Origin of the sequence: Dyella sp. (assembly GCF_036746095.1) — a bacterium.
Lineage (GTDB): Bacteria > Pseudomonadota > Gammaproteobacteria > Xanthomonadales > Rhodanobacteraceae > Dyella_B.
In genome coordinates this window covers 91,675-113,349 of sequence record NZ_DAIOEU010000005.1, presented here as the reverse complement: position 1 = coordinate 113,349, position 21,675 = coordinate 91,675, and the positions used below count along the sequence as shown (strand labels likewise).

Genomic DNA, 21,675 nt, shown 5'->3' with positions numbered 1-21,675 from the left:
AGGCGGAATCCATGAATTGGCTGCAAAAAATCATGACACCCCGCGTGCGGACGCAAGGCGCCGCCGCCGGCAAGGGCAAGGTACCCGAAGGTGTATGGGAGAAATGCGGCGGCTGCGGCGCCGTGCTGTACAAACCGGAGCTGGAACGCAATCTGATGGTATGCCCCAAGTGCGGCCACCATCATGCGATCGGCGCACGCGAACGCCTGCTGTCGTTCCTCGACGAAGGCAGTACGCAGGAACTGTGGGCCAGCATGGAGCCCAACGATCCGCTCAAGTTCCGCGATTCCAAGAAGTACCGCGACCGCATCGTTGCCGCACAGAAATCCACGGGCGAAAAAGATGCGCTGATCGCGATGAGCGGCAAGCTCAAAGAGCATCCGATGATGGCGGTGGCCTTCGAGTTCTCCTACATGGGCGGCTCGATGGGTTCGGTGGTCGGCGAGAAGTTCACGCGCGCCGCCGAACGTGCGTTGAGCGAATGCAGCGCCCTGGTGTGCTTCTCCGCCACGGGTGGTGCACGCATGCAGGAGGCGTTGTTCTCGCTGATGCAGATGGCCAAGACGTCGGCCGCACTGGCGCGTTTGCGCGAAGCCGGTGTGCCGTACATCAGCGTGCTGACGCATCCGACCACCGGCGGCGTGTCCGCCAGCCTTGGCATGCTGGGCGATATCAACGTCGGCGAGCCCAAGGCGCTGATCGGCTTCGCTGGCCCGCGTGTGATCGAGCAGACCGTGCGCGAGACCTTGCCGGAAGGCTTCCAGCGTTCGGAGTTTTTGCTGGAGCACGGCGCGATCGACATGATCGTCGACCGCCGGCAGATGCGCGACAAGCTGGCCGATGTGTTGAACATCCTGCGCAAGGTGCCGCGCGCGGCGTGATTTGTATTGCATGACGTAGTGAGCAGCAACGCCGCCTTCGGGCGGCGTTGTTGTTTGTGGATTGCACGATGGCACAGATGTGCATGCTCGTCATTCCGGCGAAGGCCGGAATCCAGTTTCAATACGCTGTGCGAAGCACTCAAAACCAATGAGGTGTCCTTCGGATGCATGTTTGAACTGGATTCCGGCCTTCGCCGGAATGACGAGCAAGGCTTTGCACTTTTCCACAACAAATGTGGACGCCTTCTTGAAAACCCTGTGGAAAACCCGCACACGCATCTTTCGCATCAAGCACTTGGCACACGCTGATGAAAATTTACGCAGCAAGTGCGCGTACTTTTCCACAGCGATTGTGGAAAGTATCCGGTAGAGCCTGTGGATAGATGCGCTATGTCGTTGAGCGCAAAGGTTGTGAGTACTGCGTGATGATCAATTGATCAGCGCAAACTTTGAGCAGTGCAAAGTTTGCTCAAGCGACCAGCAGCGGCGCGCCGTGCACCAGCCACAGCGACAGCGCACCGAGGCCGCTGCCAATGAAAATCGCGGCAAGCACATCGCTCGGATAATGCAAGCCGAGAATCACGCGCGACGCCGCGACCAGCGCCGTGAACGTGAGCAACAGCGGCGCGAGCAGCGGATACCACGCCAGCGCCACGATGGTGAAGCCCACCGCCTGCAACGTGTGGCCGGAGGGAAAACTGAATTCATCCAGCGGCGGCACGTGCGCAATCACGCCGGGACAGGTGCGGAACGGACGCGGGCGTCGTGTCCAGCGCTTCAATACGCGATACAGGCCCAGCGCCACCAGGCCGGTGGCGGCCATGTGCGCGGCAGCTTCCAGGCCGCGCAGGCCATCGATCAGCGCCAGCGCTGCCATCAGTGAATACCAGAACACGCCATCGCCGAGACGACTGATGATGCCGAAGAACAAGCCGACGGTATGCCGCGTTCCCCAGCGATTGGCGGCAATGCACATGCGCCGGTCGAAGGCATGCCGCGGTAGCGCGACGGACTCAGGCAGGTGCGATGGTGACATGGTGGTCATGCATGTTCTCCTCGACCAGTTCGCGCAACAGGTTTTCGAATTCGCGGATGACCGCGTCCGGTGAAAGCCGCTCGACGCTTTCCACGGCAGCACGGCCCATATGGCGGACCAGGTTCATGTCACCTGCCAGCATCACAGCGGCCGACGTAAAAGCGGCGGCTTCGCCGGAAGCGATGCGGAAGCCGTTGACGCCGTCGATCAGATGCTCGCGCGCGGCGCCTTCCGTATAAGCCACCACCGGCAGGCCGGCGGCGAGTGCTTCCAGAATGACGTTGCCGAAGGTTTCGCTGAGGCTGGGAAACGGGAACAGATCCGCGCTGGCGTAATGCGCGGCCAGTGCCTCGTCGCGCTTCATGCCGACAAAGATGAAATCCGGATGCGCCGACTGCAGCGCGGCACGGGCAGGGCCATCGCCCACCCATACGTAGCGCGCGTTCGGCGCCACGCGCTGCATGGCGCGGAATGTTTCCACCGCCAGGTCGAGATTCTTCTCCGGCGCGATGCGGCCGACGTACAGCACCACCGGTGTATCCGCATCCACGCCCCAGCTTTCACGCAAGGCGTTATCGCGCTTGGAGGGATGGAACAGCTTGGTATCCACCGCACGGCGCAACAGGCGCGCGTGATCGACGCCCATGGCCGTGAGTTCGGCCGCGAGCGCATCGGTCGGCACCAGCGTGACATGGGCGCGCTGATGAAAGCGGCGCAGGTAGCTGTGCACGACCGGCGTGAGAAAACCCACGCCATAGTGATTGGCGTAGGCGTCGAAGCGCGTATGAAAACCGGTGGCGACCGGAATGCCCAGGCGCACCGCGGTCTTTACCGCAGAACGGCCCAGCGGGCCTTCGGTGGCGACGTAGATGGCATCAGGACGGCGTTGCGTCCAGCGCTGGCGAAGTGTGCGGTAGGCAGGCAGCCCGAAGCGCAGGCCCGGATAGCGGGGCAGGGCCGCGCCGCGCGTTTCCAATGCATGGATGCCGGGTTCGTCGGCGTGGCTGGCGGTTTGACGGGGACGGATGAGATCGATCTCGTGGCCCTTTGCGGCCAGACCGGTCGCCAGACTATGCACGGTGAGTGCGACACCGTTGATCTCTGGCGGATACGTCTCGCTGATGATGCCGATACGCATGGCGCATCCTCGTCTTGTACTGGGGGATGCTCTGATTGGTTCTGCGCAGGCCCCACCGGCACTGTGTGTGCGCATGTCTTCGGGCCATCGCCTCGACAGACGGCCAGTCTGCCTTCGCCGATGTCCCTGTGATCTGCGCACACACAGTGCCGGTGGAACCTACGCAGAACCAACCAGATCATCCCTAGCATCGACTTCCGTGGTTTCGCACGGATGGCGCTCACGTGACAGGCCGGTTACGCGTGTTACGGATTGGGGAAAACCGATGTTTTCGCGAGGCCCACTCGGCTAGATTGCGTGAACGGATATCCGGATAGGAGGTTCTACATGAAACGTCTGCTGCTCGCTGTCGCGCTAACCACGGTGACCGGCGCTGCCCTTGCTGCCGATGCTCCTGCTTTACCCGTCACCAAAGCGCCGGCCGGCGCCGAGGTCTACATCATTTCGCCGCAGGACGGCGCTACCGTGCCGGAAACCTTCGTCGTGCGCTTCGGACTCAAAGGCATGGGCGTGGCGCCCGCCGGCGTCGCCCACGACAAGACCGGTCACCATCACCTGCTGGTCGATGTGAAAGAACTGCCGCCGGCTGGCCAGCCGATTGCGAACGACAAGCAGCACATGCACTTCGGCGGTGGCCAGACCGAAACCACGTTGAGGCTGCCGCCCGGCACGCACACGTTGCAGTTGGACCTGGGCGATGCCAACCACATTCCATTCGACCCGCCGGTGGTGTCGAAGGTGATCACGGTGCATGTGAAATAGCTACCGCACAAAGCCCCTCTCCCTCCGGGAGAGGGCTTGGGGTGAGGGCACGATCAGCACCTTCCCGTCATTCCGGCGAAAGCCGGAATCCAGTAAAAAAATGACGTGCGCAGCACACAACATAAAAGTTTTGAGTGCTTCGCACAGCGTATTTAAACTGGATTCCGGCCTTCGCCGGAATGACCACAAGGCGAGATTTGCCATCCAGGGAGATATGTAGATAGCTATGCCCGAGCCCGGAGAGAGGGAGTTTACTGGCGGCATCGGCTAAAATTTCCCGTTCCATCCGCCGCACCGCCGAGCTCATGACCGTCCGCACCCGCTTCGCCCCCAGTCCCACCGGTTTCCTGCACATCGGCGGCGCGCGCACCGCGCTGTATTGCTGGCTGGAAGCGCGCCGTCGCGGCGGGGAATTCCTGCTGCGCATCGAGGACACCGACCGCGAGCGTTCCACGGACGCGGCCGTGCAGGCCATCGTCGATGCGATGCAATGGCTGGACCTGAGCGCGGACCAGGCGCCGATCTTCCAGACGCATCGCCTTGAGCGCTACAAGCAAGTGGCGCTCGAACTGGTCGCGGCCGGCAAGGCCTATTACGCCTACGAAACGAAGGAAGAGATCGAAGCCATGCGCGAAGCCGCCATGGCGCGTGGCGAGAAGCCGCGCTACAACGGCTACTACCGCGAGCGCAACGAGCCCTATCGCGACGATCCGAGCCGCGTGATCCGCTTCAAGAACCCCCTGGAAGGTTCCGTGGTGTGGGAGGACAAGGTGAAGGGCCGGGTGGAATGGTCCAACACCGAACTGGACGATCTGGTGATCTTCCGCTCCGACGGCTGGCCCACCTACAACTTCGCGGTAGTCGTTGACGATATCGACATGGGCATCACCGAGGTAATCCGCGGCGACGACCACGTCAACAACACACCGCGCCAGATCAACATCTATCATGCGCTCGGCGCCAAGGTGCCGGAGTTTGCACACTTGCCGATGATCCTGGACAAGGAAGGCAAGAAGCTGTCCAAGCGCACCAACTCGGTCAGCGTGATGGAATACCGCGAGAACGGATTCCTTCCGCACGCGATCCTCAATTACCTGGTGCGCCTCGGTTGGTCGCACGGCGATCAGGAAATCTTCTCGCGCGAAGAAATGATCAGGCTGTTCGACGTGGCCGACGTCAACAAGGCCGCATCGCGTTTCGATACCGAAAAACTGCTGTGGCTCAACCAGCATTACCTGAAGACGAATGATCCGCAGGCGCTGGTGCCGGAATTCGAATGGCACCTGGCGCGTGCCGGTATCGACACCCGCAACGGTCCCGCACCGGCGGACGTGATCGTCGCCTTGCGCGATCGCGTGCAAACGTTCAAGGACATGGCCGAGCGCGCCAGGATCTGGTACGGCCCCATCATCGAATGGGATGACAAGGCGGTGACCAAGCATCTGAAGAATGACAGCGCCGTGCAGGTGTTGCAGGCCGCACGCGAATTGCTCGTCAATTGCGAATGGAAACCCGAGCCGATCCATCGGGTGATCGAACAGATCGCCGCCAAACTGGAACTGGGCATGGGCAAGATCGCCCAGCCGTTGCGCGTGGCGATGACGGGGACGCAGGTCTCACCATCGATCGATCACACCATTTACCTTGCCGGGCGTGAGATGGCGCTCAAGCGGATCGATGACGCCGTGGCACTGGCGCAGTCCTGATCTGGAGGTTGGGCTGAGCGAATGCGGACCCCGACCTCGCCATCTGCGAACATGCCATGTCGGGGTTCGCATTCGCTCACCCAACTTACGAAAGGCCCTGAGCGCATCGCAGATGGAAGAACTTCTCGCCAAAGCCACCCAAGGCGTCGACATGGGCGCGCCCGATGCGTTCATCCACATCTTCATCAACCTGATGGCGATGATCCCGTGGGCCGCGTTGTTCTGGTGGAACCTTGTCTTCGTCGCGGTGGGCGCCTTGCTCGGCTGGTGGCGTGGCAAGCTGCTGAGCGGAGTGGTCTGGGCGCTCGTGCTCGGGCCGATCGGCTGGATTGTCGTGCTGCTCGCCCCCAAGTCAGCCAAGCCTCCACCGCTGCCTCGTTAGCTGCGGTGTATGATCCTCGACGAGGTGAATCGCATTGAATAACGGCACGTCCATGAAAGATCACGTCCATCACCATCACGAAGGTCCGGCGGATTTCGTGGCGGCGGTGGAGCATGCCAGCGAGGAGCGCGGCCTGCGCCTGACGCCGCTGCGCAAGGAAGTGCTGGAACTGATCGCGGCGGCCGGCAAGCCGGTGAAGGCATACGACCTGCTCGATCAATTGCGTGAACGCCATGGCAATGCTGCCCCTCCCACCGTTTATCGCGCGCTGGATTTCCTGCTTGAGAACGGCTTCATCCACAAGCTGGAATCGATCAACGCGTTCGTGTCATGCCATCACCCCGCCGAGGCACACCAGGTACCGTTCCTGATCTGCGACGTCTGTTCCAGCGCGCAGGAAGTCTGCGACGAGCGCGTGGCCGAGCTGATCGAGGCTCAGGCCAAGACTTTCGGTTTCCGTCCCCAGGCGCAAACGCTGGAAGTGCATGGCGTGTGCAAGCAGTGCCGCAAGGCCTGAGTCTCCGGCCCATGCCGTACGGGGTCAGGCGCAGGGTCCCTTGCGGACAGGTCAGGGATGTTATAACGTAACAAAAGTTCGGTACCCTGCCGGACATTTCCGCATGGTGTCGCCCCCATGGATTCCACGCCAACGCAACAGAAAAACCGCTGGTGGAACCTCGTCGATCGCGTGGGTGCCGTTGCGTCGTTTTTGTGCGCCATCCATTGCGCGGCGTTGCCTTTCGTCCTCGCCATATTGCCGCTGATCGGCTTGAGCTTTCTCGCCGATCACGCATTCGAGCGCGGTTTCGTATTGTTCGCCAGCGCACTGGCGCTGGTGGCCCTGGTGAACGGCTATCGCCGCCATCATCGTCCGCTGCCGCTGCGCCTGGCGTTACCCGGGCTTGCGCTGCTGGTGATTGGCGTCACCTTCGCGGAAGGCTATTCGATCGTCGTGCATAGCGTACTGGTGACATGTGGCGGCTTGCTGGTCGCTTCCGCGCATTTCTTCAATCTTCGCTTCGACCGCGTTCATGGCCTCATACATGGGCCGCAGTGTGCGCACGGTTGAGCCGGTTTTCGCCGCGGTGATTGTGTAACGGCCGCGCCGCTTTCTAGCATGACGGCATGACTCACGCGCACAGCCACGCCAACGATCATCACCACACGCATGCCACGGATGTAGCGGAGCGCGAGCGCAAATTGCTGTTCGCCTTCGTGCTTACCGCAGGCATGATGTTCGCCGAAGCGCTGGGCGGCTGGTGGTCCGGATCGCTCGCCTTGCTCGCCGACGCCGGCCACATGCTGGTGGATGCGGCAGCCCTGATGCTTGCCCTGTTCGCGGCGCGCATGACGCGGCGTCCGGCCGATGCGCGGCGTACGTATGGCTATGGCCGCATGGAAGTGCTGGCGGGTTTCGTCAATGCGCTGACGCAGTTCGTGCTGGTGGGGTTCATTGCCTACGAGGCCATCGAGCGCTTCTTCAAGCCGGTGCATATTCTTTCCGGCGTCATGCTGGGTGTCGCGATCGTTGGCCTGCTGGTGAACCTGATCGTGCTGCGCAGCCTGCATGATCACGCGCATGACGACGTCAACATCGGCGCAGCCAGCTTGCACGTGTTGGGAGATCTGCTTGGTTCGGTCGGTGCCGTGCTGGCCGCCCTGGCGGTGCGCTGGCTGGGCTGGAATTGGGCAGATCCCGCGCTATCGATCCTGGTCTCGTTGTTGATCTTGAACAGCGCGTGGCAGCTGCTGCGGCGTTCCACGCACATCCTGTTGGAAGGCGTGCCCGAAGGCATGGATCCGCACGAGGTGGAAACCGCGCTGCGTGGCGTCGATGCCTCCATCCGCGACGTGCATCACCTGCACGTCTGGCAGCTCGCTTCCGGTTCGCGCATGGCAACGCTGCATCTGGAACTGCATGATCGCGATGCAGGCGCGCGTGTGCTGGCCGCGGTCAACCGTGTCTTGCTGGAGCGCTTCGGCATCCGCCATGCCACCGTGCAGATCGATCCAGGCGATTGCCCGGACGGCAGCCCGGGCTGCAATGCCCAGCCGCAGCACCACTCGCATCATCACTAACCGCAGGCCCAAGCTGCTTGCGCTTTGGCTCGCCGCTGTTACGATGACTAGCCATCAACATCATGACGATTCAAGGAGTTTCCCATGGGTAAGGGCGATCGCAAAACCCGCCGCGGCAAAACCTACCGCAGCAGCTACGGCAACACCCGCGCGCACTCCGTGAAGCCCGCCGTGGCGGGCGCCGGTGCGGCCGTGACCAAGCCGGCTGCCGTGAAAAAGGCCGCGCCTGCGCCGAAGAAAAAGTCGGCCTGAGCCTGACAGCTCGCCGATGTAGAAAACCCCCGCTGGCCGGGGGTTTTTTATGTCTGATCTATGAGTGCTATCAATGATAGCGTCTCCTGGATCCGTGGTGATATCATTGATATCACTATTGGCGGGAGCAGCGTTATGGCCACTCTTCTAGTGCGAAACGTCGATGAGAAACTTGTTATCCAACTGCGTGAGCGTGCCGCTGCACATGGGCGAAGCGCTGAGGCTGAGCATCGTGCCATCCTGGCGGTGGCCCTCGGAAGGAAAACCCGCCGCAAGAGCTTTGCCGAAGTGCTGGTGAGCATGCCTGAAGTTGGTGAAGACGAAGACTTCGCCCGCGTCGGCGGTTCGGGAAAAGCTGCGCGTGTATTTGATTGATACTAACGTCATAGGTGAGCTACGCAAGCGAGATAAAGCTAATCACGGTGTGCGCGCTTTTTTTCGCCAAGTCATCTCGGCCGATACCGAGATGTACCTGTCCGTAGTGACGGTGGGAGAACTGCGCCGAGGCGTTGAATTGATCCGCCATCGTGGCGACATCAAGCAAGCAGATCAGCTTGAAGCATGGCTCGCCGACATTCTGCAGAATTTCGCGCAAAACATCCTTCCGATAGATGCCGATGTCAGTCAAGTCTGGGGAAGGCTTCGCGTACCGCATCCCGAGCATGAATTGGACAAGCTCATTGCGGCGACAGCGTTATTGCATGATTTGACGGTAGTGACCCGTAACGTCGTTAATTTTGCCAAAACGCGAGTGCCGTTGCTGAATCCCTTTTCCTAGGAGGCCAGCACCATGATGCCTGAGCATCCAAGCAGAGATAAGCGCGCAGAGGATGAAATGCAGCATTTATTTGGCTCTAAGGCCAATGCGGATCGTCTGCACGCTGCCATGGATGCCGCAGATAGACTCCTTCCTTTCGGCCCCCGTATCCTAGAACCAGAGATGAGAAGCGAGTCGGATCTTGAGGTTTAAGGCAACACTGATTAATAGGGTAAGGAGGCAGCTACCCCACTCATCCACACCTGCCGTACCAGCCCGCCGCCAACCCAATAGCAAAGCTCCGCCGGCTGCCTCGCATTCCACATCACCAGATCGGCACGCTTGCCCACCGCCAGTGTGCCGCGGTCGTGCAAACCCAGCGCACGCGCCGCATTCACGGTAATGCCGCGCAAGGCTTCTTCCGGCGTCAAGCGAAACAAAGTACACGCCATGTTCGCGGCAAGCCGTAGCGAGAGCAGGGGAGAGGTGCCGGGATTGCAGTCCGTAGCGATGGCGATCGGAACGCCATGCGAGCGCAGGCTCGCCACCGGCGGCAGCTTGGTTTCGCGCAACGCATAGAATGCGCCTGGCAGCAGCACGGCGACGCTGCCCGCGCGCGCCATCGCTTGAATACCCGTATCGCTGAGGTATTCGAGATGATCGGCCGACAGTCCGCCGAACTCGGCGACCAAGGCCGCACCATCCAGATCGGTAAGTTGCTCCGCATGCAGCTTCACGCGCAAGCCAAGCTGCCGTGCGTGCTCGAACATGCGCTGCGTTTCGGCGCGGGTAAAGCCGATGCCTTCGCAGAACGCATCGACTGCATCCACCAAGCCTTCGCTGGCAAGCGCTGGCAGCATTTCATCGCATACCAAATCGACGTACTCGTCGCGGCGATCCTTGTATTCGGGCGGCAGCGCATGCAGGCCGAGAAAGCTGGTTCGCACGTGCACGCCAAGTTCTTCGCCGATACGTCGCGCCACGCGCAGCATGCGGCGCTCCGCATCCAGCTCCAGGCCATAGCCGGATTTGATTTCCAGCGTGGTGACGCCATCGGCCAGCAAGCTGCGCGCGCGCGGCAGCGATTGCGCGAGCAGATCGTCTTCGCTTGCATGGCGCGTGGCGCGCACGGTGGAGATGATGCCGCCACCGTTGTGTGCAATCTCTTCGTAAGTGGCGCCGTTGAGGCGCAGATCGAATTCCTGCGCACGGTCGCCACCGAACACCAAGTGCGTGTGGCAGTCGATCAATCCCGGCGTGACCAATGCGCCACCGACATCGTGCACCTCGCGCGCGGTGGCCGCCGATGCGGCAGGCAGATCGCGCATCGACCCGATCCACACGATCTGGCCATCCTGGCATGCCACGGCGGCATCGTTCAGCAAGCCGTAGGTAGCTTCGCCGACGAAGGTCGCCAGCGATGCGTTGATCAACAGCAGATCCCAGTTCATCGGTCGGATTCTTCCGTTTTTTCAGTAGCCGTACGCGCTACCGGTTCGCCGTACGCACTGGTAGCGGCCATATCGTCGGCCGGTGCCGTTGCGGCCTGCTTTTCCGCCTGTTGCCGCTCGAAGTCCCGGATCATGCGCTCGGCGAAATCCTTGTATACCGGCGTGGGTGCAAAAATGGATGACGCCGCACGCGCCAGCAGGCAGACGGCCATGATCGGAATCACCATGTCCTGGTTGTTGGTGAGCTCCATCGCGATCACCGCCGAGGTCAGCGGTGCGCCGGTGACACCCGCAAGATAGGCGCTCATGCCCAGCAACACTACCGCGGCCTCCGGCGCATGCGGCAGGAAATAGGCGATGTTGTGCCCTAAGCCTGCGCCAACCGCCAACGCCGGCGAAAAGATACCGCCAGGAATGCCCGCCCAGTACGACACCACGTTGGCCAGCAGCTTCAGTACGCCAAAGCCTTCGCCGGGCGTGTCGGCACCACCCTGCACGAAGGCGCGCGCCTGTGCATAGCCGGTGCCGTACACGGTGTTGTGCGACAGCACGCCGATCACGGCCAAGGCGAGGCCGCAACCGACGGCGAACAGCACCGGATTGCGCTCGCGCAACTTGCCGATGGCGGCCAGCGGCCCGCGTCGGCCCAGCAGGATCAATCGCGCAAACACGCCGCCTGCCAAGCCGCCCACGATGCCGCATTCCAACACCGCCAGCCACGCATGCCCGAGCGGCAAGCTGGCCTGCACCGTGCCGAAATAGGCGTAATTGCCGAGGATGCCCAACGACACCACGCCGCCCACGAACACGGCAGTCAGCAGCAAACCGCTGAAGCGGTGCTCGAAGGTGCCGGCCAGTTCCTCGATGGCGAACACCACGCCCGCCAACGGCGTGTTGAACGCCGCGGCGATGCCTGCGGCGCCGCCGGCCAGGATGAAGCGCGACAGCGCCGTCGGATCGTTGAAGCCAAAGCGCCGGCCCAGCCAGTGCATCAACCCCGCACCGACGTGCACGGTCGGCCCTTCGCGGCCGATGGATGCGCCGACAGCCAGGCCGAGCAACGTCAGCACCATCTTGCTGACCGCAATGGGCAAGGCCAGCATCTTCGCGCGGAACCCGGCTTCGTCCACGTGGATCGTCGCAATGACCTGCGGAATACCGCTGCCGCGTGCGGCCCGCAGTCGCCCTTCGGTGACCCAGCACAGCAGGCCGAATACCAGCGGCGTAAGAATCAACGGTATCCAGACGCCGTGCGTCAGCAGTTTCTCGAACAACCGGTACGCCCAGTCGCTGGCCTTGGCGAACAGGATGGAAGCGAGCGCGACCAGTATGGCGCCGCTCCATAGCGCAATACGGCGTTTCCATTGGTAGGGAGCGAAGAACTCGTGGCCGAGTACGGCGCGAAGGCGCGGATTGGAAGCTTGAGGGGATGATGCAGACATTGGCGGATTATGGCAGAGGTCTGCCCTTTCGCTGTGCAGGCTGCCATGAAAGTGACGCTATCCGTGCTCGTCATTCCGGCGATGCATCATCGTGATTGCCTCAACCAACGCGTCTCATACAGGTCGTAGCGCCGATCCTTCAAGTTCTGCACCGTTCCGGCATTGCGCGCCCGCGCCAAGCTCTCCAATCGAAGATCGGCAAACAGCACCGTTTCAATATTCGGCGTGGAATCGGCCGCCACGCCGTCGCGCGCAAACACAAAATCGCTGGGCGTAAGAATGCAGCTCTGCCCGTACTGGATGTCGAAATTGTTCACCCCAGGCAGATTGCCGACATTGCCCGAGAGAATCACATAGCACTGGTTTTCGATCGCCCGTGCCTGCGCGCAATAACGCACGCGCAGATAGCCCTCGCGCACGTCGGTGCAGAACGGCACGAACAGCATCAGCGCGCCTTGGTCCACCAGGTGACGCGCCACCTCGGGGAATTCCGAGTCATAGCAGATCATCACGCCGATCGGCCCGCAGTCGGTGGGGATCGTCACCGCGCTGTCGCCGCCGGAAATATTCCACACGTTGCGCTCGCTTGGCGTGGGATGCAATTTCTCTTGCTCATGTACCGATCCATCGCGCAAGCACACGTAGCAGACGTTGTGGATGTCGCCGTTCGGCTGCTCGGTCGGATGTGAACCACCCACGATGTTGATGTTGTAGCGCACTGCCAGGTGGCTGAAAAGTTCCTTCACCTGTGGCGTGTAGTGACTCAGTTTGCGGATGGTTTCCACCGGCGAAAGTTCTTCGTTCTCGATCGACAGCAATTGCAGCGTGATCAATTCCGGGAACGTCACGAAATCCGCGCTGTAGTCCGCGGCGATATCGGTGAAGTATTCAACCTGGGTGGCGAATTCCTCGAACGACTTGATGCGCCGCTGCAGGTATTGCACGGTGGCCACGCGCACCGAATCGGGCAGATGCCGCGGCGATGGCACCGCCGGTATGTCAGGTTGATCGAGCAGGGCAGGGTTGCGCCACACCAGGTGCGCGGCATAGCCCAGCGATTCGTGGTCGGAAGGCACGTAACCGCGCAGCAACTCGATGATTTCGAAATCGTTGGCCAGCTGAAAACTCAGCGTAGGATCGCGGCGTCGCCCTTCCACCACAGCCTGCAGATAGGCTTCCGGCGTGCCGTAGCGCTGGACGTTGCGCGCCAGTCCGGGGATGCGTCCGCCAAAAGTGATGCCGCGCAGTTTCAGGTCCATGCATAGCCGTTTGCGCGCTTGGTACAAGCGCTGGCCGATGCGCATGCCGCGGTAATCCGGGTGCACCACCACTTCCATGCCATACAACCAATTGCCGTCCGGGTTATGGCGCGAGGCCATGCCGCCGCCGGTGATCTGCATCCAGGTATGCGGTTTCAGCGCCAGCGACTCATCGAGCCGGAACGTGCCGCAGTAACCGACGATGTTGCCTTCGTACTCCACCACGAACTGGCCTTCGGGAAAATGCGTCTGCTGGGAGCGCAGCATTTCCGCCGAGTGGCCCCATTCGGGCGTGTAGACGCGGGCGGTGAGATCGACCAGTGCCGGTACATCGCCTGGCACGGCCTGGCGAAGGGTGAGAATAGGCGTGTTTTCATTTTTCTTAGCCACGGCTTTCATCCTTTCTTAGGGAAGGTGAAGCGAATGCGAGTATTGCCGGAATGGCCGGTTACACTTGGCTGGCTATACGGAGATTGTTCATGAGCGATACGTCCGCGGTCTACCAGTTTGAAGCCCATCACCTGTGGAGCGACGCCCAGTGGCGAACCGATGCCGCCTTCGCGGTGGACAGCACCGGGCGAATCGTCGCCTCGACCGCCACAACGCCCGAATATCTCGACGGCTGGGTATTGCCCGGCATGCCCAACCTGCACTCGCATGCCTTTCAGCGCGCCATGGCCGGCCTGGCCGAACGCCGCGGCCCCGGCGACGATTCCTTCTGGACCTGGCGCGAAACCATGTATGGGTTCGCCGAACGCATCGATCCGGATACCTTGCAGGCGATTGCCGCACAGGTTTACGTGGAGATGCTCAAGGCCGGCTATACCCAGGTGTGCGAGTTCCATTACCTGCACCATCAGCCGGACGGCAAACCCTACGCGCAGCCGGAAGCGATGTCGCTGGCCTTGATCGAAGCGGCGCGTGAAGCCGGTATCGCGCTCACACTGCTGCCCGTGCTTTACATGAGCGGCGGTTTCGACGGCCGCGCGCTGTCACCACGCCAGCGTCGTTTCGGCAACGACGTGGAGAGCTATCTGCAACTGCTCGGCAATCTGCGCAAGCACGAAAGCCATGACGTGCGCGTGGGTGTTGCTTTGCATTCGCTGCGTGCCATTCCGGAACAGGCGTGGCGCGGCGTGATCGAACACGATGCGCTGAAAAACGGTCCGATCCATATCCATATCGCCGAACAGATCGGCGAAGTGCAGGACTGCCTCGCCACGCGTGGCGCGCGCCCCGTGGAATGGCTGCTCGACCATGCACCAGTCGACCAGCGCTGGTGTCTGGTGCATGCCACGCACCTTACCGAAAAGGAAACCACGCAGCTGGCGCGCAGCGGTGCGGTGGCCGGCCTGTGTCCCACCACCGAAGCCAATCTGGGCGATGGCCTGTTTCCGCTGGCGCGTTATCTAGAGGCTGGCGGCACGCTGGGTGTCGGTTCGGATTCGCATATCTCCATTTCGCCGGTGGAGGAATTGCGCTGGCTCGAATACGGCCAGCGCCTGAGTACGCGCCACCGCAACGTGGCGGCACGCCATGCCGGCGACAGCGTGGGTGAAACACTCTGGCGAGCTGCGCTAAAGGGCGGTGCACAGGCGGCGGATATGCCGGTTGGCGCCATCGCCGCAGGCCAGCGCGCGGACTTCATCGTGCTGGATCAGGAATCGCCCTTGCTTGCCGCACGCGACAGCCGTTCGGTGATGGACAGCTTCCTGTTTGCCGGCAACGTTTCGCCGGTGCGGCACGTTATGGTCGGCAGCAAGTGGGCAGTACGCGATTTTGCACATCGCGATGAAGCGCGCATCGCCGCCCGCTATCGCATGGCCGTGACGCGCCTTGCCAGTGCATAAAACGCAAATATCCAGCAGGTTTGCAGCCGGAGCCGGATCATCGGAAAGCTGCTGCCCGCTACCTCGCGTGGCGGCCTCCGGCTGCAAGCCTGCTGGACATCGGCGTGCCGCGTATTTTGCGGGAGGCGGTATAGAAGGCGAGTAAAGGCTGCGCGGGTTGGCGTAGAGAATGCGTAATTTTGCGGAGCGCCACGCGTGGGCTGGGATGAAATCCCAGCATTGTGGAGCTTGTTAAAGGTGGCTCGTCATTCCGGCGAAGGCCGAAGCGCTTTACAACAGCGAAGCTGGTCAATCCAGTCAAAAATGACGTGCGCAGCACACAACATCATTAGGTTTTGTCTGCTGCGCAGGCCGTATCTAAACTGGATTCAGGCTGTCGCCGGAATGACGATGGGGATTTACGCGATTCACTCCACCTCATCCCCTTCGCTCAACACCCGGCGCTGGATCCGGTCCAGATAATCATCCAGCTCGCGCACGTTCTCGAAAATCTCTTTCACCGGCACCGCCTTGACGATGTCGAACACCTTGCGCACCTGCACTTGCGGATTCACCAGCAAGGTATGGCCATCGCGTGCGCGCATGGTTTTGCGCGTCTTGGCGATGCTGCGCAGGCCCGCGCTGCTGATGTAGTCAAGTGCGGATAGATCGAGCACCAGCGTACTGCCGGTGGCCATTTGCTCCAGCACCTTGTCGGCCTGCTTGTCGAACTCGCCGAAGCTCATGGCATCCAGGCGACCTTCCAGATAAAGCGTGGACCGCTCGGGACCTAGCGGATCGATGCGTAGATTAAGTGCCATGGCCGTGCTCCGTGGGATGGGCAAAACGCAATTGCAGATGATTGCCGTCTTCGTCGTGCGTGTAGTTCAGTTCGCTGGACATCGCGCGCACGAGATGGATGCCCAGGCCGCCGTCGTCGTCGCGGTCGGCAAGGTCGCCGGTGAGCGTGGGTGCACCCAATTGCAGCGGATCGAACGGTGCGCCATTGTGGTTGAGTTCCACCAGCACCGCTTCCTTCACCACCGTCATGCGCAGGCCGATCACGCCTTCGCCCGCGGTGCTGCCATGATGAACCATGTTCACCATCAGCTCTTCCAGCACCAGGCGCACGTCGGCGCGGACGTCGCTGCGCAGGTTGGCTTCGCGCAGGGTTTCCTCGCACAGGTCGAGCGTCTCGAACACTTTTTCCAGCGAGGCAGGAAATACCAGGTCGAGCATCGGTGTCCCCTTGTCCAGTCCAGCGTGATTCCAGCGCAAGGCAAGCAGGGCGATATCATCGCTCTGGCCGCGGCCGGTTGCGAACGCCTCGACATCCTCCACCAGGAATTTCACCGGATCACCGTGCCCGGTTTCATCGCCCGCATCGTGGAACTGGCCAAGCGTGGCCAGCAGCCTCTCGCCGCCGTATTGCTCCGTGGCCTTGTTGGCGGCTTCGGTAACGCCGTCGGTATAGGCCAACAAGGTATCGCCCGGTTTCAGGCGCATGCGCATGGCCGGAAACGAGGCATCCTCATCCAGGCCCAAGGCCGGGCCTGAAACCACCGGCAGCCAGCGCGGCGCATGATTGCCCCATAACGCGGGCGGATCGTGCCCCGCGCTGGCCAGTGTCATGTGTCCCGTCGCCACATCCAGAAAGCCGCACAGCAACGTCACGAACATGCAACTGTCGTTATTGCGGCACAACTCCTGGTTGATGAACTGCAACAGCTGCTGCGGCGATTGCGCACGTGACGCCATTGCCTTGGCAAGGGTGATCGTGCGCGCCATGAACAGTGCCGCGGGAATGCCTTTATCGGCGACGTCGCCGACCATGAAGCAGAAGCGCTGATTGGGCAGCATGAAGTAGCTGTACAAATCACCGCCAACCGTGCGTGCCGGTTTCAGCACGGCGAACAGTTCGAAGTTGTGGCAACGCGCATCGAGATAATGCGGCCCGGGCAACAACGCCGTCTGGATCTGCTGCGCAATATCCAGTTCGCTGGCGAGCCGGGCCTGCTCCTGCGCCACGCGCGTCAGTTCCTGCAAATGCGTGGCCAGTTCAAGCCGCATCCGGTCGAAGGCATGCGTAAGGCGGCCGATTTCATCGTGGCGCCGTATGCGTGGAAGCGCAAAATCCAGCGCGCCGCGCGCCACCAGTTCCGCACGCTCGGCGAGTACGCCCAGCGGCATCAGTGTGCGGCGGATGGTAATCATCACGATCAGGCCCAGCAGCAGCAAGGTCAGCGCACCAAGCAACAGCACCGACGTGAACGCATGGCGCACCTGTGCGTAAATAAGCGCTTCGGGCACGGCTATGATCAGTTTCCAGTGCGTGCCCTGAATGGGCTGGTCATAGATCCATGCACGCTCGCCTTGCAACGTCAGATGATGCGCGTTTGCTGGCGCATTCAGTTGATCGAGCAAGGCAGGGTCCGCCTTTTGGCCGACCTGGTCGATCGCATCATTCGCCAGATAGCTCCCTTGCTGATCGATCACGAAGGCATGCGTGCCCGCCGGCAGATGCATCGACGAGACTACGCCTTGCAGCCAGTCCAGCGTGATATCCGCATTGACCACGCCGATAACCTTGCCATCCACCAGCATGGGCACCGAATAGCTCACCAGCAGCCGGTGCCGCGATTGCGACCAGAACACCGGATGCCAGCATCCTTGGGTACAGGCCACCCCTTGCCGGAACCAGGCGGCGTTCCAGTAAGGCTGCGGATCTTTGAAAAGATCGCGCTGCGCAAGCGTGCCATCACTCTGCCGGCTTACGAACGGCGATTGCCCCGCCTCTTGCGCCGCGGCGCTGGCGGGCACGAACGCCGCGGCCAGGCTGGCAATATCGGCATTGCCTGCCAGGGCATCGTGGATCAGCGGCGCCGCATCCAAAGGGCGCGGGCCGATCACCGAGGCGAGCACGCGGCTGGTGTTGGTGATGTCGTCCAGACGCTCCTGCACAAGGCTGCTGCCCTGGCTCGCCAACGCACCCGATTCCCGCTGCGCCTGCTCCAGCAACGGATGCCCCACCATGCGGAACAGCACATAGCCGCTCGCCACGAACACGAGCGCCGCACCGGCCAGCACCCAGAGGGCCAACCTCCATGCAAGACTGCGCAACGGCATGCTTCCCCCAACACCTGTCATCACCGGCGGTTATAGCGGATTGCATGACCGATGAGGTGCGAAGGGGTGCGCAGCTTATGCAAGTGATGATCTGTGCCTGCTAGGCGCGAACCGGCCTACCTCCGGTGTGGCGAGAGCGTCGCCAACGTGAATCCCCGGCATCAGTTCAGCTTCGCATCGTCATCGCAAACTTTTTCCCCCGCGTTTCCCGCCATGAGTTTCCAACACACCATCGGGAGAACCATTATGCGTCGTTACCTGCCAAAGCTGTTGATCGCGCTCGCCGTGTTCGGCGGCGTCGTTGTGCAAACCGGCTGTGTCGTGGTGGCACCACGTCCGGCGCGGGTATGGGTGCCCGGCTATTGGGGCTCGGGGCATGTATGGATCGGCGGCCATTGGCGTTATCGCTGAGTACGTGGCTGCGATGGATTGAGTTCGCGGGTGCCCCATTCGCGGATGAAGTCGATGAACACGCGCAGTTTCGGAGGAACCTGGAAGCGGCTCGGGTAATACAGGTACATGCCGTCGAACGGCGGCAACCATGGCTCGAGCACGCTTTCCAGCCGTCCATCGGCGAGGGCGTCACGCGCGGAAATTTCCAGCAGGTAGGTCAGGCCGATGCCATCCTCGGCAGCGCGTAACGACAACGGTACGTCGTTGACGGTCAGGCTCCCGTCGACGGCGATGTCGAACCAGCGGCCCTTCTGCGCACCGCTGCGGTGCGCGAATTCCCAGCGATAGATCGCACCGCTGCTGGGAAGGCGATGCTTGATGCAATTGTGCTTCTGCAGATCTTTCGGTTGCTTCGGATAGCCGCGGCGCTTGAAGTATTCCGGTGATCCCACCACTACCGCGCGCATGGCTCCGCCAATGGGCACCGCCACCATGTCGCGTTGCAGGCTTTCGCCCAGGCGAATGCCCGCATCCAGGCCGTCGGCCACCAGGTCGGCAAGGCCGTCTTCCACGCGGATATCCAACTGCACGTCCGGCCAGCGCGCCATGAATTCACCGAGGATGGGCTCGATGACGGCGCGCGATACCACGCCCGCCACGGTCAGGCGGATGGTGCCGCGCGGGCGGTCGCCGTGCTGGCGGATCGCATCCAGCGCCAGGTCCAATTCGTTCAGCGCGGGCGCAATGCGCTGGAGCATCTCTTGCCCGGCCTCGGTAAGCCCGACGCGCCGCGTGGTGCGTTGGAGCAGCCGCGTGCCGAGCTGGCGTTCCAGTTGCTGCACCGTCTGGCTCAGGGCCGAAGGCGTCACGTCCAAGGCCGCCGCGGCGCGGGTGAAGCTGCCGCATTCGGCGACGGTGCGAAAGGCGCGCAGGGCGTAATGGTCGCGCATGGCCGATTCCCATTTGTTAGACAGGCTAAATAATGCATCAAGCCCGCGGTGGTTTTTCAACCGGATCGCGCAGCGCACACTGCGTCCCGTCAACCATCAAGGAGTTCCGCCATGTCGCTCGATCAATACTTCACGCTTGGACGTTCCGGCCTGCGCGTCAGCCGCCTGGCCCTCGGTGCCATGACCTTCGGCGACGACTGGGGCTGGGGCACCGCCGAGCAAACCGCCCGCGCCATGTTCGACCGTTACCTGGACGCCGGTGGCAACTTCATCGATACCGCCGACCTTTATACCGAAGGCACCAGCGAAAGCATGCTGGGCAAGTTCATCGAAGCAAGCGGCACGCGCGATCGCGTGGTGCTCGCCACCAAGTTCACCTACAACGCGCAGCCCGGCAACCCGAATGCCGGTGGCAATGGCCGCAAGAACATCATGCGCGCGGTGGAAAGCTCGCTGCGCCGCCTGCGCACCGACTACATCGACCTGTACCTGCTGCACACCTGGGATCGCATCACGCCGGCCGAAGAAGTGGTGCGCACGCTGGATGACCTGGTGCGCGCGGGCAAGATCCGCTACGCCGGGCTTTCCGACATTCCCGCGTGGTATGCAGCGCGTGCGCAGACGTTTGCCGAAGCGCATGCATTGACGTCGCTGGTCAACATGCAGCTCGAATACTCGCTGGCCGAACGCCATATCGAGCACGAGTACGTGCCGCTGGGGCAAAACCTCGGCATGGGTATCACCGCGTGGAGCCCGCTGGCGATGGGCATGCTGTCGGGCAAGTACAAGCCGAGCCAGCAAGGCGGGGAGGGCGACGGAAGGCTTGCGAAGATCAGCAACGCACCCGGCTTCGAGCGTTTTACCGAACGCAATTGGAAGATCGTTGCCGAGTTGGAAAAGGTGGCGAAGGAAGCCGGCCAGAGCATGGCGGCCGTCGCCTTGAACTGGGTGGCTACGCAGCCGGGCATTGCGTCGGTGATCATCGGCGCCACCAAGCTGGAACAACTCGATGCCAATTTGTCTGCGCTTTCCTTCCAGTTGCCGATGGAACTGCGTGCGCGTCTCGATGCCGTGAGTGCGCCGGAAAAACCGTTCCCGTATTACATGTTTGCCGATATCCAGCAGACGCGGATTCATGGTGGTGTGGCAGTGGGCGATAAGCCCGTCGGCTATGCGCAACCGGTGTTCGTGCCGAAGCTGGAAGCGCGGGAGATCAAGGCAGGTTGACTCGATGATTCTCCCTCCCCCGCAAGCAGGGGGAGGAGCTTGCCAACGCAGAAAGGGAACACCATGACCAATACGAGCTCCCACTTCATAGAGGTCCCCCACGCCGAGCTCTACGTCGAACAAGCCGGCAAGGGCGACACCATTACCATGCTGCACGGCTTCTTGGTCGACCGCCGGCAATGGGATCACGAATTCGCCGCGCTGGCCGACACGCACCACGTACTGCGCTACGACGCGCGCGGCTTCGGCCGTTCCAGCATCGAACCCGGCAGCTACGCGCATCACGAAGATCTCGCTGGCGTGCTCGATGCATGCGGCGTGCAGCGCACCGCCTTGCTAGCGTGCTCCGGCGGTGCCGCCACGGCGTTGGATTTCGCGCTGGCCCATCCGCAACGCGTCAGCGCGCTGGTTTTTGTCGGCGCAGGCTATTGGGGCCGCTTCGCCGACAGCACGCCGGCGGCACGTGCATTTTTGCAAGCGCTCGGCACGTTCGACGTCAATGGCCTGATCGACAGCTCGCTGCGTGCCTTTACCGATGGCCCGCGCCGCGCCGTCAACGAAGTGGATCCGGCCGCCCGCCGGCACACCGAAGCGATGACCACGCAATTGTTCAGGCGCGAAACCAGCTACTGGACGCGCGCCGCGCAGGATCAACGCACGCCCACGCCCAGTGCACTCGAACGCCTGCATGAGATCGACATGCCGACCGTGCTGATCGTCGGCAGCGAAGATCAGGTCGAAGTGCACCGGCTGGCGAAGGAATGGCTGGAAGGCTTGCCGCAGGCGAGCATGTACGTGGTGCATGGGGCAGGGCACCACGCCAACCTGGAGGCGCCCACGCAAGTGCTGGGCATTGTGCGGGAAGCGTTGTCGGCGGTGGTGATGGCGGTGGTGATGGCGGATTGATACGCGGCGGCTATCGAGGCGGACTTTGCGCGTTATCGACCTTCCACGGATGGAAATCTATGCTTGGCGTACCTCAAAAACGCCAAGAGGCCCTATCGT

23 protein-coding genes are annotated in these 21,675 nt (G+C 62.1%); 14 read left to right on the top strand and 9 right to left on the bottom strand.

Translation table 11 applies throughout. The features are described 5' to 3' along the window. Positions 1 to 11: 11 nt before the first annotated feature. The gene (accD, locus tag V7M64_RS04255) at positions 12 to 881 is read left to right on the top strand and encodes an acetyl-CoA carboxylase, carboxyltransferase subunit beta (RefSeq protein WP_333677258.1); all 870 of its coding nucleotides are present in this window, start codon (positions 12 to 14) and stop codon (positions 879 to 881) included. Positions 882 to 1,350: 469 nt separating this feature from the next. Here accD and V7M64_RS04250 read toward each other — a convergent pair whose 3' ends face one another. After that, the gene (locus V7M64_RS04250) at positions 1,351 to 1,926 is read right to left on the bottom strand and encodes a phosphatase PAP2 family protein (RefSeq protein ID WP_333677256.1); all 576 of its coding nucleotides are present in this window, start codon (positions 1,924 to 1,926) and stop codon (positions 1,351 to 1,353) included. Beyond that, the gene (locus V7M64_RS04245) at positions 1,895 to 3,055 is read right to left on the bottom strand and encodes a glycosyltransferase family 1 protein (protein WP_333677254.1); all 1,161 of its coding nucleotides are present in this window, start codon (positions 3,053 to 3,055) and stop codon (positions 1,895 to 1,897) included. The genes V7M64_RS04250 and V7M64_RS04245 overlap by 32 nt, the downstream gene beginning before the upstream one ends. A gap of 327 nt (positions 3,056 to 3,382) precedes the next feature. Here V7M64_RS04245 and V7M64_RS04240 point away from each other — a divergent pair, with 327 nt between their 5' ends. Next, positions 3,383 to 3,817, top strand: a complete 435-nt coding sequence (locus tag V7M64_RS04240; protein ID WP_333677253.1) for a DUF4399 domain-containing protein — start codon at positions 3,383 to 3,385, stop codon at positions 3,815 to 3,817. A gap of 67 nt (positions 3,818 to 3,884) precedes the next feature. On the opposite strand, the gene V7M64_RS04235 is transcribed toward V7M64_RS04240, so the two are convergent. After that, positions 3,885 to 4,124, bottom strand: a complete 240-nt coding sequence (locus V7M64_RS04235; RefSeq protein ID WP_333677252.1) for a hypothetical protein — start codon at positions 4,122 to 4,124, stop codon at positions 3,885 to 3,887. Here V7M64_RS04235 and gltX point away from each other — a divergent pair. The 8 genes from gltX (at position 4,123) to V7M64_RS04195 (ending at position 9,014) form a co-directional block, all read left to right on the top strand. Continuing rightward, positions 4,123 to 5,523, top strand: a complete 1,401-nt coding sequence (gene gltX, locus V7M64_RS04230) for a glutamate--tRNA ligase (RefSeq protein ID WP_333677251.1) — start codon at positions 4,123 to 4,125, stop codon at positions 5,521 to 5,523. The two genes, V7M64_RS04235 and gltX, sit on opposite strands and share 2 nt — an antisense overlap. A 112-nt stretch (positions 5,524 to 5,635) precedes the next feature. Beyond that, the gene (locus V7M64_RS04225) at positions 5,636 to 5,905 is read left to right on the top strand and encodes a hypothetical protein (protein ID WP_333677249.1); all 270 of its coding nucleotides are present in this window, start codon (positions 5,636 to 5,638) and stop codon (positions 5,903 to 5,905) included. A 52-nt stretch (positions 5,906 to 5,957) separates the two neighbouring features. Further along, on the top strand, positions 5,958 to 6,422 hold the full coding sequence (locus V7M64_RS04220; RefSeq protein WP_333677248.1) for a transcriptional repressor: 465 nt from the start codon (positions 5,958 to 5,960) through the stop codon (positions 6,420 to 6,422). 117 nt (positions 6,423 to 6,539) lie between these two features. Then, a complete protein-coding gene (locus V7M64_RS04215; RefSeq protein WP_333677246.1) occupies positions 6,540 to 6,974 on the top strand; it encodes a MerC domain-containing protein in 435 nt (144 codons plus the stop codon). 56 nt (positions 6,975 to 7,030) lie between these two features. Beyond that, positions 7,031 to 7,984 (top strand): cation diffusion facilitator family transporter, encoded by a 954-nt coding sequence (locus V7M64_RS04210; RefSeq protein ID WP_333677244.1) that lies wholly within the window; start codon positions 7,031 to 7,033, stop codon positions 7,982 to 7,984. Positions 7,985 to 8,068: 84 nt separating this feature from the next. Further along, positions 8,069 to 8,236 (top strand): 30S ribosomal protein THX, encoded by a 168-nt coding sequence (locus V7M64_RS04205; RefSeq protein WP_333677242.1) that lies wholly within the window; start codon positions 8,069 to 8,071, stop codon positions 8,234 to 8,236. 60 nt (positions 8,237 to 8,296) lie between these two features. Next, positions 8,297 to 8,611, top strand: coding sequence for a hypothetical protein (locus tag V7M64_RS04200; protein WP_333677241.1), 315 nt, complete (start codon positions 8,297 to 8,299; stop codon positions 8,609 to 8,611). After that, positions 8,598 to 9,014 carry a type II toxin-antitoxin system VapC family toxin gene (locus V7M64_RS04195; RefSeq protein WP_333677239.1) on the top strand — a complete coding sequence of 139 codons (417 nt, stop codon included), beginning with the start codon at positions 8,598 to 8,600 and terminating at the stop codon, positions 9,012 to 9,014. The genes V7M64_RS04200 and V7M64_RS04195 overlap by 14 nt, the downstream gene beginning before the upstream one ends. Before the next feature lie 203 nt (positions 9,015 to 9,217). On the opposite strand, the gene hutI is transcribed toward V7M64_RS04195, so the two are convergent. The 3 genes from hutI to V7M64_RS04180 all read right to left on the bottom strand — a co-directional run bounded on the left by hutI (position 9,218) and on the right by V7M64_RS04180 (position 13,544). Further along, positions 9,218 to 10,444, bottom strand: a complete 1,227-nt coding sequence (hutI, locus tag V7M64_RS04190; RefSeq protein WP_333677238.1) for an imidazolonepropionase — start codon at positions 10,442 to 10,444, stop codon at positions 9,218 to 9,220. After that, positions 10,441 to 11,886 carry a chloride channel protein gene (locus tag V7M64_RS04185; RefSeq protein WP_333677237.1) on the bottom strand — a complete coding sequence of 482 codons (1,446 nt, stop codon included), beginning with the start codon at positions 11,884 to 11,886 and terminating at the stop codon, positions 10,441 to 10,443. The genes hutI and V7M64_RS04185 overlap by 4 nt, the downstream gene beginning before the upstream one ends. A gap of 86 nt (positions 11,887 to 11,972) precedes the next feature. Next, on the bottom strand, positions 11,973 to 13,544 hold the full coding sequence (locus V7M64_RS04180; RefSeq protein WP_333677236.1) for a bifunctional GNAT family N-acetyltransferase/carbon-nitrogen hydrolase family protein: 1,572 nt from the start codon (positions 13,542 to 13,544) through the stop codon (positions 11,973 to 11,975). An 80-nt stretch (positions 13,545 to 13,624) separates the two neighbouring features. Between V7M64_RS04180 and V7M64_RS04175 the strand changes: the two genes are divergently transcribed. Next, entirely contained in the window at positions 13,625 to 14,995 is a 1,371-nt protein-coding gene (locus V7M64_RS04175) for a formimidoylglutamate deiminase (RefSeq protein WP_333677235.1), read from the top strand. A gap of 407 nt (positions 14,996 to 15,402) precedes the next feature. On the opposite strand, the gene V7M64_RS04170 is transcribed toward V7M64_RS04175, so the two are convergent. Together V7M64_RS04170 and V7M64_RS04165 are read right to left on the bottom strand one after the other, a co-directional pair. Next, positions 15,403 to 15,795 carry an STAS domain-containing protein gene (locus V7M64_RS04170; RefSeq protein ID WP_333677233.1) on the bottom strand — a complete coding sequence of 131 codons (393 nt, stop codon included), beginning with the start codon at positions 15,793 to 15,795 and terminating at the stop codon, positions 15,403 to 15,405. After that, positions 15,785 to 18,100, bottom strand: coding sequence for a SpoIIE family protein phosphatase (locus tag V7M64_RS04165; protein ID WP_333677231.1), 2,316 nt, complete (start codon positions 18,098 to 18,100; stop codon positions 15,785 to 15,787). The genes V7M64_RS04170 and V7M64_RS04165 overlap by 11 nt, the downstream gene beginning before the upstream one ends. Before the next feature lie 246 nt (positions 18,101 to 18,346). Here V7M64_RS04165 and V7M64_RS04160 point away from each other — a divergent pair, with 246 nt between their 5' ends. Further along, on the top strand, positions 18,347 to 18,511 hold the full coding sequence (locus V7M64_RS04160; RefSeq protein ID WP_333677229.1) for a hypothetical protein: 165 nt from the start codon (positions 18,347 to 18,349) through the stop codon (positions 18,509 to 18,511). On the opposite strand, the gene V7M64_RS04155 is transcribed toward V7M64_RS04160, so the two are convergent. Beyond that, positions 18,502 to 19,443 carry a LysR family transcriptional regulator gene (locus tag V7M64_RS04155; RefSeq protein ID WP_333677227.1) on the bottom strand — a complete coding sequence of 314 codons (942 nt, stop codon included), beginning with the start codon at positions 19,441 to 19,443 and terminating at the stop codon, positions 18,502 to 18,504. The genes V7M64_RS04160 and V7M64_RS04155 overlap by 10 nt on opposite strands. A gap of 111 nt (positions 19,444 to 19,554) precedes the next feature. Between V7M64_RS04155 and V7M64_RS04150 the strand changes: the two genes are divergently transcribed. Continuing rightward, positions 19,555 to 20,670 carry an aldo/keto reductase gene (locus V7M64_RS04150; RefSeq protein ID WP_333677226.1) on the top strand — a complete coding sequence of 372 codons (1,116 nt, stop codon included), beginning with the start codon at positions 19,555 to 19,557 and terminating at the stop codon, positions 20,668 to 20,670. A gap of 63 nt (positions 20,671 to 20,733) precedes the next feature. Beyond that, positions 20,734 to 21,576 (top strand): alpha/beta hydrolase, encoded by an 843-nt coding sequence (locus tag V7M64_RS04145; RefSeq protein ID WP_333677224.1) that lies wholly within the window; start codon positions 20,734 to 20,736, stop codon positions 21,574 to 21,576. Positions 21,577 to 21,675: the final 99 nt, after the last annotated feature.

Bases quoted from the DNA above. Each gene is read 5' to 3' on its own strand.
- accD (WP_333677258.1), top strand. From the start codon at position 12: ATGAATTGGCTGCAAAAAATCATGACACCCCGCGTGCGGACGCAAGGC.
- V7M64_RS04250 (WP_333677256.1), bottom strand. From the start codon at position 1,926: ATGACCACCATGTCACCATCGCACCTGCCTGAGTCCGTCGCGCTACCG.
- V7M64_RS04245 (WP_333677254.1), bottom strand. From the start codon at position 3,055: ATGCGTATCGGCATCATCAGCGAGACGTATCCGCCAGAGATCAACGGT.
- V7M64_RS04240 (WP_333677253.1), top strand. From the start codon at position 3,383: ATGAAACGTCTGCTGCTCGCTGTCGCGCTAACCACGGTGACCGGCGCT.
- gltX (WP_333677251.1), top strand. From the start codon at position 4,123: ATGACCGTCCGCACCCGCTTCGCCCCCAGTCCCACCGGTTTCCTGCAC.
- V7M64_RS04235 (WP_333677252.1), bottom strand. From the start codon at position 4,124: ATGAGCTCGGCGGTGCGGCGGATGGAACGGGAAATTTTAGCCGATGCC.
- V7M64_RS04225 (WP_333677249.1), top strand. From the start codon at position 5,636: ATGGAAGAACTTCTCGCCAAAGCCACCCAAGGCGTCGACATGGGCGCG.
- V7M64_RS04220 (WP_333677248.1), top strand. From the start codon at position 5,958: ATGAAAGATCACGTCCATCACCATCACGAAGGTCCGGCGGATTTCGTG.
- V7M64_RS04215 (WP_333677246.1), top strand. From the start codon at position 6,540: ATGGATTCCACGCCAACGCAACAGAAAAACCGCTGGTGGAACCTCGTC.
- V7M64_RS04210 (WP_333677244.1), top strand. From the start codon at position 7,031: ATGACTCACGCGCACAGCCACGCCAACGATCATCACCACACGCATGCC.
- V7M64_RS04205 (WP_333677242.1), top strand. From the start codon at position 8,069: ATGGGTAAGGGCGATCGCAAAACCCGCCGCGGCAAAACCTACCGCAGC.
- V7M64_RS04200 (WP_333677241.1), top strand. From the start codon at position 8,297: ATGAGTGCTATCAATGATAGCGTCTCCTGGATCCGTGGTGATATCATT.
- hutI (WP_333677238.1), bottom strand. From the start codon at position 10,444: ATGAACTGGGATCTGCTGTTGATCAACGCATCGCTGGCGACCTTCGTC.
- V7M64_RS04185 (WP_333677237.1), bottom strand. From the start codon at position 11,886: ATGTCTGCATCATCCCCTCAAGCTTCCAATCCGCGCCTTCGCGCCGTA.
- V7M64_RS04180 (WP_333677236.1), bottom strand. From the start codon at position 13,544: ATGAAAGCCGTGGCTAAGAAAAATGAAAACACGCCTATTCTCACCCTT.
- V7M64_RS04175 (WP_333677235.1), top strand. From the start codon at position 13,625: ATGAGCGATACGTCCGCGGTCTACCAGTTTGAAGCCCATCACCTGTGG.
- V7M64_RS04170 (WP_333677233.1), bottom strand. From the start codon at position 15,795: ATGGCACTTAATCTACGCATCGATCCGCTAGGTCCCGAGCGGTCCACG.
- V7M64_RS04165 (WP_333677231.1), bottom strand. From the start codon at position 18,100: ATGCCGTTGCGCAGTCTTGCATGGAGGTTGGCCCTCTGGGTGCTGGCC.
- V7M64_RS04160 (WP_333677229.1), top strand. From the start codon at position 18,347: ATGCGTCGTTACCTGCCAAAGCTGTTGATCGCGCTCGCCGTGTTCGGC.
- V7M64_RS04155 (WP_333677227.1), bottom strand. From the start codon at position 19,443: ATGCGCGACCATTACGCCCTGCGCGCCTTTCGCACCGTCGCCGAATGC.
- V7M64_RS04150 (WP_333677226.1), top strand. From the start codon at position 19,555: ATGTCGCTCGATCAATACTTCACGCTTGGACGTTCCGGCCTGCGCGTC.
- V7M64_RS04145 (WP_333677224.1), top strand. From the start codon at position 20,734: ATGACCAATACGAGCTCCCACTTCATAGAGGTCCCCCACGCCGAGCTC.